This window comes from Hominiventricola aquisgranensis (assembly GCF_040096225.1).
Classification (GTDB): domain Bacteria; phylum Bacillota; class Clostridia; order Lachnospirales; family Lachnospiraceae; genus Hominiventricola; species Hominiventricola aquisgranensis.
On the sequence record NZ_JBBMFC010000002.1, the window covers coordinates 82,924 to 96,288 of the forward strand.

The window sequence follows — 13,365 nt, forward strand, 5'->3', positions numbered from 1 at the left end:
GTCAGGCAGCACTGTAAAAAAGTGCTGCCTGTTCGGGATTTCCTTTCTTTTTCAAAATACGAAATGTACATTGTGTAGCGGATGTATATAATGGCTCCTGACCACTGGATGAAAAATCACCAAGGTTTTGCCGCAGCAATTCGGCAATAGCGGGACGTAAAAATCCATTCATGGCATTTTGAACTACAATAAATGTTTTTCCGCAGGATATTTTTCGGTCTACTACTTTTGTATAATATGATCCTGCATTGCATACTACAAAACGACCGGTTTCGAGAATAAATTTTGCGTTCAGACTTTTTAGATTTCGTTCATGCAGTTCCTTCATGGTCTGTCCGAGTTTTTCGAAAATAAGAGGTTTTTCAGTTGAAATATCATAGACAGTTCCGATTCCGCTGCCGAAATTAATAAATGAAAGATCTATTCCTTGCATTTGGCTGATACGTTCTGCTAGTGCATAACAATTTTGATAATATGTACACAGTAAATCTGCATCAAGAATCTGTGAACGAAGATGAACATGAATTCCTGCAATTCTGAGATGAGGAAAATTTAGAACAGAAGACATGAGCTGATTTTCATCAATTCCGAATTTGCTTGGAACTGCTGGTGTACCATCCATAGAAAAATTCGGATTCACACGCACACCGATAGAAATGTGTGCATTTTTTGATGCTGCATATGTTTCCAGAAGCTGCAATTCAGAAAAACTGTCTGCAATTATGGTACACTTTTCCCAGGCTTTTTTCAATGTCATCAATGTTTTTTCCCGGTGTAGAATAGAAAATCGATTCGTGAGCAATTCCAGTCTGTACTGCCAGCAATACTTCATTTGCAGATGCTGCATCAGCTCCAAATCCCTGTGCAGCAATAGATGCGACCAGAGGTGCAAATGGGTTGGTTTTTATGGAGTACAAGAATAATTCATCAGGCATGACTGACTGAAGAAACTGGCACCGTTCTATGATTTGTTGCCTGTCATAAAGATAGCAGGGAGCATTTTGTTGTATAAATGTAAGCTTTTTCTGGTCCATGTTTTTCCTCCTGTTCGGATATTAAATTCGTAATTTCAGATAATTATATCATGCTATTGATGCAGATGGGAAATTAAATAGCAAATAAAAATATACAAAATGTATTTATATTTCTTCGAACAAGTGCTATACTATGAATATCAGGAGGTAATTGATGATGGAAAATGCGTATTTAGTCAGTTATTCAGTAAAAGGAATTAAAAATATAGATACGTTGGTTACGTTATCTTTTTACAAAAAAACCATAGAGAAAGATTTAGATGTACAGAATTACAATATTAAGGGTATTTATGGAGTGAATGGTTCCGGAAAATCGGGTATTATCATGTCGGTTAAAATATTGAAAAATTTGATTTGGGATTCTAGCTATTTAAATAATCCAATTATTCAGAAAAATTTAGAGGAAATTGTTAATAAAAGAACAAAAGAATTATTTATACAGTTGGATTATTTGATGAAAATGGGAAAAACGGTCGAGTATTTCCGTTACGAGATTACTTTGTCGAAAGATGAGAATGAAAAATATGTGATTTCTCATGAACAATTATTATCTCGAAATGCATTTTCAAAAAAAGAGGAGATGGAAACTATTTTCAGAATTTCCAATGGAGAGATAATTTCATTATATGAGAAGGAAAAAGAAAATGAAATTTCAAAAACTGTTTATCAAAAAACAATGAACCTATTGTCGTCGTCAACAATGAGTTCGCTATTTGTTGAAAAGATTTTTAAAATGTTTTACGATAATGATCAAGGGAAAAACTCTTTGCTTTTCTTTAAACTGGCAATACTTTGTTTTTTGGGGAAAAATCTGCATGTATATATGGATGAATCCGATAATCACAGAGAATATGTTGTACGGAACTCCATAGAACATCCTGAAGATTTGAAAAAATATAATACAGAAATTAATTTGATGATAAATCGTTTATGGAAACCAAATAATGATTTTCGTGAAGTATTATCAGTTTCTGGGAATGTTGTTAATAAGTCCATGTATCAGCATTTTGAAAAAATAGTTGATGGATTATTTGAATTTCTGCATATTTTTAAACCAGATTTAAAAAAGATTGAGATTGAGAAAAAAGAAAATAAAGATGTGTTTATCTGCGATCTGATTATGGTTTATGATTCCTATAAGATTCATGCAGAATTTGAAAGTACGGGAATAAAGAAGTTGATCAGATTGTTTGGATATTTAAAAGAAATGGTGCAGGGAGGAATTGTTTTTATTGATGAATTAGATTCTAATCTTCACGATGTGTATTTGTGTGCATTGCTGGAATATCTTATGGAATATGGAGAGGGACAGCTTTGCTTTACAACGCATAATGTTGGGCCGATGGATGTTTTGAAACAACGTAAGAAGTCGATAGACTTCCTGTCGGAAGATCATAAAATCTATTCGTGGAGAAAAAATGGAAATTATTCACCTTCAAAGCTTTACAGAAGTGGAATGATTGAAGGGTCTCCGTTTAACATTGATTCTATTGACTTTATAGGAGCTTTTGGATTAGACGGGGAGGATGAATAGTGGGACTACAGTTGATATTTGTTGTTGAAACTAACAAGCATAGTAAATCTGACTGGATTTATATTAAAGAAACAGTAGAACATTTTTATTCCTATGATCGGACACAGGTGAAGTTAAGCGCTGTCTATATGGATGGGAAAGGCAATTATAACAGCAACAAGAAAGAGAGAGAAATAAAAGCTTTGATATCTCAATATCAGTCTACATCAAAAACAAATCATACTAATGTAATTTACTGTTTTGACTGTGATGATTATGATAATAAGATTGATGATCGAAATTTTTTGGAAGAAGTAAGGAAATACTGTGCTGGAGCAGGCTATGAATTTGTTTGGTTTTGTAAAGATGTAGAGCAGGTGTATATTGGAAAAAAAGTTGCTGACAGCCAAAAGGGGAAAGAAGCTGCTAGATTTAAAACAAGAAAACAAATTAGTACGGTTGATTCTAAGAAACTTCTGATGGAAGAGTATCAAAGTAACACCAGTAATATTATGCGTGTATTGGATCAATATCCAGAATTAATAAGAAAAAGGTAAGAGGTAAAAGTATTTTTTGGGGGATGGGGATCAGTTATGGAAAAATCGGTACTTATAAAAGGTGACAACTACGATATTCCAGGAGTCTTAAGCTACACAGAAACAGCGAATAAGATGCCAGCGGTTATTTTATGCCATGGAACAGGAGCACAGAAAAATGAAGTAGGAAATCTGTTTGCGATTCTGGCAGAAAAACTGCTGCAAAGAGGAATTGCCTCTGTTCGTATAGATTATGCGGGTTGTGGTGACAGCAAAGCGGATCAGCGGCAACTGACATTTCTTGGTGAAGTGGAGGATACGAAGAGAACATGTCAGTATATCTGTGGTCTGAAGTATATTGATCAGAAAAATATCGGAATCCTTGGCTTCAGTCAGGGAGCGCGTGTTGCGGCAGAATTATTAAAAGAAACGCAGGAATTTACTTGTGTGGCAAGCTGGTCAGGTGCCTGCCAGAATGGAAGAGGGGCATTTGAGGGATGGTTTCAGGAATATTATCAGGAAGCAGAAGAACGTGGATATGCAAGAATTCCTATGGGATGGAGAGATGATCTTCTATTATCAAAACAGTGGTTTGATGAGATTGAAAACACAACTCCTATGGATGGGCTTAAAAAGTATACAGGTCCGGTGCTGGCAGTTGCCGGTGCTGCGGATGAAATTGTTCCGTGCAGTCATATGAAAGAAATTATGGCAGAAAGTACAAATGAGCAGAGTAAGATGCTGATATTGCCTGGCGCAGATCATATTTTTAATGTATTGTCAGAGGATAAAACGATGTCGGAACATGTGCTGGGTGCGACTGCGGACTGGTTTGCAGAAGTTATGGGTGGAGTTAAAATCTCTAAATAAATATGAACATCAGTTAAATTTCTAACCAGTGATTTAACAACAGCTCAGTTGTGTGTCCTCTGCCTGTCTGCTATGATGATTCTAACAGAAAATACTGGATCAGACAGGGAGGAACGGACGATGACCATAGGAAAAGTAATCCGGAAATACAGAAAGCTTGCAAACTTAACACAGGAAGAGATGGCGGTAAGACTTGGAGTGACTGCTCCGGCGGTCAATAAGTGGGAAAATGAAAATTCCTGTCCAGATATTACATTATTGGCACCGATTGCCAGACTGTTAAATATTTCTCTGGATACGTTGCTGTCGTTTCAGGAGGATCTGACGGAGCAGGAAATCATAGATCTCGTTGAGCAGGCTGCTCAGATAATGAAAGAAAAATCTTATGAAGAAGTTTTTCGGTGGATGAAGCAGGTGCTGGAGCAATATCCAAACTGTGAACCACTGTCTTTGAACTTTGCAGCAATCCTTGATGCGCAGGGTATTTTTCAGGGAGTTTCTGAGCAGGAAAAATATGAGAAATTTATATGTGGGTGGTATGAACGGGCACTAGACAGCGAGGATGAAAATATTCGGACAAAAGCGGCGGATGCTTTGACCAATTTTTATTTGCGAAAGAAGCAGTATGACAGAGCTGAGAAGTATCTGGAATATTTGTCGCAGCAAAATCCTGAGAAGAAGCGGAAAAAAGCGCAGATCTGTGCAGAAACAGGAAGACTGGAAGAAGCATACAAGGTGTATGAAGAACTTTTATTTTCGGATTATATGAGAGCTAGCGTGGAACTTCAGGGAATCTATATGCTTGCATTACAGGAAAATAACCGGGAAAGAGCACATCGAATCGCTGAAAAGCAAAAAGAATTGGCGCATTGCTTTGAAATGGGAGCATATTATGAGAATTCTCCAGGTCTGGAACTGGCAACACTGGAACAGGATGCGGATGCAGTTATTTCTATCATGGAGAAAATGCTTTCCAGCGTGGAGCACATTGGTGAATTCAGAAAAGCACCACTGTACGAACACATGGATTTCAAAGAAACAAGTGATGAATTTAAGACAGATTTAAAAGAAAATTTACTGAAATGTTTCCAGAATGAAGAAAGCTATGGATTCTTGAAGGAAGATAAACGCTGGCAAAGACTGGTGAGGCAGTAATTTGAAAAATTAAAATTAAGTCTTACATAAAATAAAATAGTGTGATACAATATACCAGCTTTTGTGGTTACTATTGGAAACGCACACTCCTCCGGGATGATAACGAACAACACATGCAAAAATGCAAAACAGTTATTCATTATGATCAGGAGGATTTTTTATGCCCAAAAACAAATTTCAGGATGTAGTATTCACGGCTATTATGGCGACTATTATGGTGTACGGAATGGTTGTCTACAATGTAGCACTTAACACAGGAGGTGTGACAGGACAGACATTTTTAATGGCAGTTCATGAACTGCCGATTATGGTGCCAATCGCATTTGTGCTGGAGTTCTTTGTTGTCGGAAAGATTGCCAGAATGCTGGCATTTACAGTGATGACACCGAATGACAGACCGCAGTTTATTACCTATGCGATCTCCATTTGCATTTGCTGTATCATGTGCCCACTGATGAGCCTGGTGGCAACTATTTTGTTCAAGGATACAAAGACATTTGGAACATGGGTACAGACCTGGGGAATGAATTTCCCGATGGCGATCTGTTATCAGATGTTCTATTGCGGACCGCTGGTAAGATTGATTTTCAGAACTATTTTCAGAGAGAAGAAAACTGCTTAACCAAAGATCCGCCAGTTATACAAAAGTATAATTCCCAGTATGCCACCAAACAGATAAACCAGAGGTTCTGCGCTGCTGACTTTGATTGCTTTGCTGCCTGCTTTCGGAAACAGGCAGCGAAATGCGATCCAGCAGCCAAAACCAACGGCGGTTCCAAGTGTATTCATCGTCAGGTCATCAATGTCTGTTACCCGTAGACAAAACAACTGTGAAAGCTCAATGGACAGAGACATACAAAAACCTGTGAGAACAGTTCTTCCCATTTCCCGATATCTTCGCCAGATCAGTGGCAGCAAAAATCCAAGAGGCATGAACATGATAATATTTAAAATATAAGTGGCAAAACCCTCTGATGAAAATGGAATCAGATTGATGGTTGAATCCAGTTTTCCATGGCTGATCAAATCCCAGATTGTTCCGATTCCGGCAACTTTTTTCACGGCCAGATAGCAATACAGCATATAAATATAAATCCAGATTATATGCCGCTGTCGGTATCTTTTGTGTGCAATTTTTTGTCTGTTAAGGAAAAGCCACACGGAACCGGGCAGAATAAAGCAGATAAAAGAATATACCGAAAAGATGTCAAAGCTCATATATGCTGAAAGTAGATTAAAAATCATAGATTGGTCCTCCATTGGATATCATTTCCATTACTATGACAGGATTCTATTAAGAGCCGGTTTAGAAATCTCTTAAAGTTTTCTAAAGAAGAGCGGCAGTGAGAGGATTCTGTGTTATACTGACAGATATGATGAGTTGGGGTGAAGTACTTATGAAAAATAAGAAGAAAAGTTCGGTTACGATTATTGGCGGAGCAGATGGAACTACAAGTATTTTTATTGCAGGTAAAATGGACAGACAGCCGTTAAAGATCAAAATATGGAACGCAATTTATCAATATAAAAGAAGACAGGCAGCAAAGAAAATTGTAGTGGGGACACATACGCTGGAAGAGACAGTGAAGTATGCGAGAAAAACATATGGTATGACGGAGTTGTCGACAGACACAAGCAAGTATCAGGATTTGAAGAGAAATTTGAAGGAAAGTCTTATGTGGCGTCAAAAGAAGGATCAGGAAATATCCATGGATTTTCATGTGTATGAACTGAAAACCGTTGATGGATGTCTGGAAATGGAGATTGATTATAACTGGAAGGAATTTACTATCTCATATTCCGGCAGGAAAAAGGAGGCGAAACAGTTTCGGAAAATCTCACAGGAACTATATCGCTATTATGGAGTCAGCGAGCAGGATATTAAAGAAATGTCAGAGAGATATCATACATTGTTAGCGGCACTGAGTATGTAACAGATTGCTTGTTTGTGACAATGCGGGAACTAATAAAGAGAATCTGTGAAATAAACAAAACAACAGGTGAAATATAATGAGAGAAGAATCAACAGCACCATCCTGCATTCAGGTGCGGGGTGCGAAGGTGCACAATCTGAAAAATATAGATGTGGATGTTCCACTGAACAAGATCGTGGGAATCGCGGGTGTCTCCGGCTCCGGAAAATCTTCGCTGGCTCTGGGTGTGCTCTATGCGGAGGGTTCCAGACGATATCTGGAATCTCTGTCCACGTATACCAGAAGGAGAATGACTGGTGCTGCAAAGGCGCAGGTAGATGAGGTGCTGCATGTTCCGGCAGCACTGGCACTTCACCAGAGACCGGGAGTGCCGGGAATCCGCAGTACATTTGGAACAGGAACAGAACTTCTGAACAGTCTGCGGCTGATGTATTCCAGACTTGCCAGTCATCGCTGTCCCAATGGTCATTATCTGAAACCAACTCTTGCTGTGGCGGCTGGTTCTGAGCTGATCTGCCCGGAATGTGGAGCGCATTTTTATGCACCGTCCGCGGAGGAACTGGCATTCAACTCCCAGGGGGCCTGTAAGCGGTGTGGCGGTACGGGAAGTGTGAGGACAGTGGATCTTGATACACTGGTGCCGGATGATACATTGTCGATTGATGATGGGGCGGTGGCTCCCTGGAACAGTCTCATGTGGTCGTTGATGACGGATGTGTGCCGGGAGATGGGAGTTCGGACCGATATTCCATTTAAGGATCTGACAGATCAGGAAAAAGAGATCGTGTATCATGGTCCGGCAGAGAAAAAGCATATTTTTTATAAAGCAAAGAAGAGTAACCAGGCAGGAGAACTGGATTTTACTTATTATAATGCAGTCTATACGGTTGAAAATGCCCTCGCAAAGGTAAAAGATGAAAAGGGCATGAAACGTGTGGAAAAATTCCTGAAGGAAGAGACCTGCCCAGAATGTGGCGGAAGTCGGTTATCTGATCGGGCACGGGCACCAAAGCTTCGGGGAATCAGTCTGGATGAAGCCTGCCGGATGACGCTTGGTGAACTGGTGGAATGGGTGGCAGGTGTGCCGGAATCTCTGCCGGAGGAGATGCGTCCCATGGCAGAGCGTATCTGTGAATCCTTTCAGTCAGCAGCAAGGAGACTGATGGATCTGGGACTTTCTTATCTGTCCCTTAACCGGGCGGCATCAACTCTGTCTACCGGAGAGAGGCAGAGAATGCAGTTGGCAAGAGCCGTAAGAAACCGTACGACAGGAGTATTGTATGTGCTGGATGAGCCATCGATTGGTCTGCATCCATCGAATATTGTGGGATTGAATGCGGTGATGCATGATCTGATTGCAGATGGCAATTCGGTACTTCTGGTAGACCATGACACGCAGATTCTCAAGGAGTCTGACTGGATCATTGAGATGGGACCAGAAGCAGGTGCAGGCGGCGGGCATGTGATCGCGCAGGGAACCATCCCTGAGATTGCAGAGAATAAAGCATCCATGATAGGACCATTCCTGTCGGGAAAGGCAGATGCAAAGATGCGAAAACAGACCGCAGAGCAGGAACTGTTTTCAATGGGAATCATTCATCTGTCTACGGATTCAATTCATACGGTAAAGCCACTGGAGGTGGATATTCCCAAAGGACGGCTGACCGTTGTGACAGGTGTATCAGGTTCTGGTAAGACGACAATGGTTCTGGAAAGTCTGATACCGGGACTGCAGGCGGTGACCAGTGGAGGAAAGTTACCGGCTTATGTGAAAGCGATTCAGGCGGAAGGCATTTCTCATGTGAAGCTTATCGATGCCACACCCATTGGAATCAATGTTCGTTCCACAGTAGCAACTTATGCTAATGTACACGATGAACTGAGGAAGGTCTATGCCAGAACAGTCGATGCGAAAAATGCCGGTTATAAGGCAGGCGATTTCTCCTATAATACCGGAGCATTACGTTGCCCGGTCTGCGACGGAACCGGCGAGATCAGTCTGGATGTACAGTTTTTGCCGGATGTGGACATTCCTTGTACGGAGTGTCGTGGTACCAGATATAAAAAAGAAGCATGGCAGATCATTTACGAAAATAAAGCAAAGAAGAAATATTCGCTGCCGCAACTGATGGAGATGGATGTGCATACGGCGTTGGAGGCAACCAAGGATCTGAAGACAGTCCATCAGAGGCTGGAAGTGCTGGAAAAGCTGGGGCTTGGATATCTGGCACTGGGAGAGGAGACACCCAGCCTGTCAGGTGGAGAGGCCCAGCGGCTGAAGCTGGCCAGTGAGATGGGAAAAGGTCAGTCAGATTCTGTCTTTGTGTTTGACGAGCCGACCATTGGTCTTCATCCATTGGATGTATTCACACTGCTGCAGGTATTTCAGACACTGGTGGACAATGGTGCCACGGTGATTGTGATCGAGCATGATCTGGATGTGATCCGAAACGCCGATTACATGATTGATATGGGACCAGGCGGCGGAGAAGCAGGCGGACGGATCGTGGCAGCAGGAACACCGGAACAGGTGGCGAAGAATCTGGACAGTGTCACAGGAAGGTTTCTTTGAAGAGATGCCCGTAGATTTTTTTCTATAAATATGTTAAAATTTTATCCAAATGAGTACAGACAGGAGTAATGGAATCGTTCATGAAAAGAAATGACTGGATCCTGGCGACGGCAGTTTTGCTGGCGGCAGGAGTCTTAGGGGTATATTTGCTGCTGGGGCGTCAGACGGGAAGTTATGTGATGATCAGTAAGGATAATGAGGAGATCGGAACCTATAGCCTTAAGGATGATCGAGTTATTGATGTAGGAGAGGGTAACCGGCTGGAGATCAAAGATGGAGCGGTCCACATGCTCTATGCAGACTGCCTGGATCAGATCTGTGTGCACACGGGATGGATCGATCAGGAACATGATATGATCGTCTGCATGCCCAATAAGGTTGTTGTGCAGATCGTAGAGCAGTAAGACAAAGGAGAAGGATAGATGATGGAACTGGAAAAAGAACTGAAGCAGAAGATGGAAGAAATCACACCGATTGACAGACAGGTGATGGAAGCGGCCTGGAAAAACTGGGATGGACTTTGTAAGCCGCTGCGAGGTCTTGGCTGGCTGGAAGAAGCATTGGTCCAGATCGCAGGGATTATGAGAGATGACCGTCCGCATCCAGATAAGCGTGCGGTTGTGATCATGGGTGCAGATAATGGAGTTGTAAAGGAAGGCGTGACGCAGACAGACCAGTCTGTGACGATGCAGGTATTGGAAAATATGGGAAATGATCTGTCTACCGCATGCGTTATGAGTCATCAGGCTGGCTGTGATATGATTCCGGTCAACATCGGAGGACTGACGGATGGTGTACATCCAAAGATCCGCAACCGGGTGGTGCGTTATGGTACCGGAAACATTGCAAAAGAACCGGCCATGACAAGAGAAGAGTGTGTGAAAGCAATTCTTACGGGAATTGAGATCGTAAAGGAATTGAAAGAAGAAGGTTATCAGCTGATCGTGACCGGCGAGATGGGAATCGGAAATACGACCACCAGCGCTGCCTGTGCAGCGGTCTTATTTGGAAAAGACCCTGCAGATGTGACAGGCCGGGGAGCAGGTCTTTCCAGTGAAGGATTAAACAGAAAGATCAATGCCATCCGAAGTGCGATTGCCGTAAATAAGCCGGACCCCAAGGATGCCATTGATGTGATCGCAAAAGTAGGTGGACTTGATATTGCAGGAATGGTTGGCTGTTATCTGGGAGCGGCAATCTGTCAGATGCCGATCCTGATCGATGGATTCATCTCTGCCGTATCCGCTTATCTGGCATGTATGCTGAACCAGACTGCAAAGGAATATATGATCCCGACCCACTGTTCCGCAGAACCAGCGGCAAAAATGATCATGGAAAAACTGGGAATGGAAGCACCGCTTCATGCAGGCATGCATCTGGGAGAAGGAACAGGTGCGATTATGGGTCTGTCTCTGATCGATCAGGCATTGAATGTTTATTATCATGTGGCTACTTTTGAGGGCGGTCATGTGGAAGCATATACGCATCAGGTGTAAACAAAAATGGAACAATTTGTATATAAGAATCATAAAAAATTAAGATATGGATATACCACAGGTTCCTGTGCAGCAGCGGCGTCAAAGGCAGCTGCTGCCATGCTGCTTTCAGGCAAAGAGATTTCTTATGTGGAGCTTCATACTCCGAAGGGAATCGATCTTCGGCTGGAAGTGCTGGATATCAGCCGTGAGGACAATGCAGTCAGCTGTGCGATTCAGAAGGATGGAGGCGATGATCCAGATGTGACCAATGGAATCCTGATCTATGCGAAAGTCAGCCGGGAGCCGGCAGATGAAGCACAGATCATCATTGATGGAGGCATTGGTGTTGGCCGGGTGACAAAGCCTGGACTGGAACAGCCGGTGGGAGCTGCTGCCATCAATAAGGTGCCGCGCCAGATGATCCGGGAAAATCTGGAAGCTGTCTGCGAACAGTATCATTACCATGGAAAACTGTCTGTGGTGATCAGTATCCCATCTGGTGTGGAGCTGGCGGCAAAGACCTTTAATCCAAGGCTTGGAATCGTGGGAGGTATCTCGGTGCTTGGAACCAGTGGCATTGTGGAGCCTATGAGTGAGCAGGCATTGATCGACACAATCCGGGTAGAGATGCGGCAGAAGCTGGCAAATGGCATGGAGTATCTGCTGGTGGTTCCGGGCAACTACGGAATTGATTTTCTTGATCAGTATGGTCATGGACTTCAGTTGGAAGATGCTGTGAAATGCAGCAATTTCGTAGGAGAGGCATTGGATGCAGCGGTAGAATTTGGAGCCAAAGGCGTGTTACTGGTAGGACATATTGGAAAATTTGTAAAGCTTGCAGGCGGTATTATGAATACTCACTCGCACAATGCAGATGCGCGAATGGAGCTTCTGACTGTTCACGCGGCGTTGCTGGGTGCACCGGTGGAGCTGCTTCAGAAGATGATGGAGTGTGTGACTACAGATGATGCACTGAAATATCTGAAAGAAGCGGATCTGATGGAACCAGTCATGGAGCGGATCATGGAAAAAATGGAATTCTATGTGAACCAGCGTGCTCAGCATCAACTGGAACTGGGCGTGATTACATTTTCCAATGTATTCGGCATCCTTGGTCAGACAAAGAACGTACCAGACCTGGTGAAAAAGATTGGAAGAGATAAGACATGAACATAGCAGTGATTTGCTTTACAGAGCATGGGGCAGTTCTGGCGGAGAGACTCTCGAAAGAATTTTCAGAAAGAGAGATGACCTGCCGGGCATGGATTAAGAAGAAAGAGGCACAGATACCTGACTGCAGAAATGTGCAGGTTCTGACACAGAGTCTCCGGGAGTGGACAAAAGAGCAGTTCGCAGCGGTGGATGCCATGATCTTCATCGGAGCCACAGGCATTGCGGTGCGTAGTATTGCTCCGTATGTGAGAAGTAAAAAGACGGATCCGGCGGTGATCGTGGTAGATGAGCAGGGACGGCATGCCATCTCGCTGTTGTCCGGTCATATTGGCGGTGCCAATGCGCTGACCCTCCTGGTATCAGAATGGATCGGTGCAGAGCCGGTGATCACGACGGCCACAGATCTTCATGGAAAATTTGCGGTGGATGCATTTGCAGCCAGAAGGGATCTCTACATAGATTCCATGCCACTGGCAAAGGAGATTGCTGCAGCGTTGGTGGAAGATAAAAAAGTAGGGATATGCAGTGCATTTCCGGTGCTGGGAACGGTTCCGGCAGAGCTTACGCAGGTGGAGAATCTGTATGGTGTGGAGTCCGATGGCACGAAGGCGGAGAAGCAGAACTTGCTTCCTCTTGGATTCTCCATCACCTACAGGAAGAACCGGCCCTTCCCCCACACACTTCATCTGGTTCCGAAGACAGTGGTGCTTGGAATCGGCTGCAAGAGGGGAACGGAAGCGGAGTCGATCCGTGCACTGATCAGGGAAACTCTTGAACAGAATCAGATCTTTAAGGAGAGTATCTGTCTGATCGCATCTATTGATCTGAAAAAGGATGAAGAGGGAATCAGGATCTGCGCAGAAGAACTGGGAGTTCCTTTTGTGACCTGGAGTGCGGAAGAACTGGAGCAGGTGCGATCGGAGGATGGATTTACGGAGTCTGCGTTTGTCCGTTCTGTGGCAGGTGTGGGAAATGTGTGTGAACGGTCAGCACTCAAAGGAGCCGGAACCAGCCGACTGCTGATTCGAAAAACAGCTCATAATGGTGTGACTGTGGCAGCTGCTGTAAAAGATTATACTGTTTGTATGGAGGACTAGAGA

General features: G+C 43.2%; 14 protein-coding genes. 11 read left to right on the forward strand and 3 right to left on the reverse strand.

Annotated features, from left to right (window positions below):
- Position 1 precedes the first annotated feature (1 nt).
- Both WMO62_RS01410 and WMO62_RS01415 read right to left on the reverse strand, forming a co-directional pair.
- Positions 2-757 carry a hypothetical protein gene (locus WMO62_RS01410; protein WP_349143557.1) on the reverse strand — a complete coding sequence of 252 codons (756 nt, stop codon included), beginning with the start codon at positions 755-757 and terminating at the stop codon, positions 2-4.
- A complete protein-coding gene (locus WMO62_RS01415) occupies positions 702-1,034 on the reverse strand; it encodes a type III PLP-dependent enzyme domain-containing protein (protein WP_349143558.1) in 333 nt (110 codons plus the stop codon). Before WMO62_RS01415 ends, WMO62_RS01410 begins: the two co-directional genes overlap by 56 nt.
- 154 nt (positions 1,035-1,188) lie before the next feature.
- Here WMO62_RS01415 and WMO62_RS01420 point away from each other — a divergent pair, with 154 nt between their 5' ends.
- The 5 genes from WMO62_RS01420 to WMO62_RS01440 all read left to right on the forward strand — a co-directional run bounded on the left by WMO62_RS01420 (position 1,189) and on the right by WMO62_RS01440 (position 5,730).
- Positions 1,189-2,568, forward strand: a complete 1,380-nt coding sequence (locus WMO62_RS01420; RefSeq protein WP_349143559.1) for an AAA family ATPase — start codon at positions 1,189-1,191, stop codon at positions 2,566-2,568.
- Positions 2,568-3,104: a hypothetical protein gene (locus WMO62_RS01425; protein WP_349143560.1), complete on the forward strand. Its 537-nt coding sequence runs from the start codon at positions 2,568-2,570 to the stop codon at positions 3,102-3,104. Before WMO62_RS01420 ends, WMO62_RS01425 begins: the two co-directional genes overlap by 1 nt.
- A 36-nt stretch (positions 3,105-3,140) precedes the next feature.
- Positions 3,141-3,953: an alpha/beta hydrolase family protein gene (locus WMO62_RS01430; protein ID WP_349143561.1), complete on the forward strand. Its 813-nt coding sequence runs from the start codon at positions 3,141-3,143 to the stop codon at positions 3,951-3,953.
- Between the two features lie 120 nt (positions 3,954-4,073).
- A complete protein-coding gene (locus tag WMO62_RS01435) occupies positions 4,074-5,108 on the forward strand; it encodes a helix-turn-helix domain-containing protein (protein ID WP_349143562.1) in 1,035 nt (344 codons plus the stop codon).
- 160 nt (positions 5,109-5,268) lie between these two features.
- Positions 5,269-5,730 (forward strand): DUF2798 domain-containing protein, encoded by a 462-nt coding sequence (locus tag WMO62_RS01440; protein WP_118438621.1) that lies wholly within the window; start codon positions 5,269-5,271, stop codon positions 5,728-5,730.
- Here the strand turns inward: WMO62_RS01440 and WMO62_RS01445 are convergent.
- Positions 5,727-6,368, reverse strand: coding sequence for a VanZ family protein (locus tag WMO62_RS01445; protein ID WP_349143563.1), 642 nt, complete (start codon positions 6,366-6,368; stop codon positions 5,727-5,729). The two genes, WMO62_RS01440 and WMO62_RS01445, sit on opposite strands and share 4 nt — an antisense overlap.
- A gap of 137 nt (positions 6,369-6,505) precedes the next feature.
- Here WMO62_RS01445 and WMO62_RS01450 point away from each other — a divergent pair, with 137 nt between their 5' ends.
- The 6 genes from WMO62_RS01450 to WMO62_RS01475 all read left to right on the forward strand — a co-directional run bounded on the left by WMO62_RS01450 (position 6,506) and on the right by WMO62_RS01475 (position 13,362).
- On the forward strand, positions 6,506-7,042 hold the full coding sequence (locus WMO62_RS01450) for a hypothetical protein (protein ID WP_349143564.1): 537 nt from the start codon (positions 6,506-6,508) through the stop codon (positions 7,040-7,042).
- Positions 7,043-7,118: 76 nt separating this feature from the next.
- A complete protein-coding gene (locus WMO62_RS01455) occupies positions 7,119-9,614 on the forward strand; it encodes an excinuclease ABC subunit UvrA (protein WP_349143565.1) in 2,496 nt (831 codons plus the stop codon).
- A gap of 80 nt (positions 9,615-9,694) precedes the next feature.
- The gene (locus tag WMO62_RS01460) at positions 9,695-10,018 is read left to right on the forward strand and encodes a NusG domain II-containing protein (protein ID WP_349143566.1); all 324 of its coding nucleotides are present in this window, start codon (positions 9,695-9,697) and stop codon (positions 10,016-10,018) included.
- 18 nt (positions 10,019-10,036) lie between these two features.
- A complete protein-coding gene (gene cobT, locus WMO62_RS01465; protein WP_349143567.1) occupies positions 10,037-11,110 on the forward strand; it encodes a nicotinate-nucleotide--dimethylbenzimidazole phosphoribosyltransferase in 1,074 nt (357 codons plus the stop codon).
- Positions 11,111-11,116: 6 nt separating this feature from the next.
- Positions 11,117-12,262 (forward strand): cobalt-precorrin-5B (C(1))-methyltransferase CbiD, encoded by a 1,146-nt coding sequence (cbiD, locus tag WMO62_RS01470; protein WP_117497955.1) that lies wholly within the window; start codon positions 11,117-11,119, stop codon positions 12,260-12,262.
- Complete coding sequence (locus WMO62_RS01475) at positions 12,259-13,362, forward strand: cobalt-precorrin 5A hydrolase (protein WP_117497957.1); 1,104 nt, start codon at positions 12,259-12,261, stop codon at positions 13,360-13,362. The genes cbiD and WMO62_RS01475 overlap by 4 nt, the downstream gene beginning before the upstream one ends.
- Positions 13,363-13,365: the final 3 nt, after the last annotated feature.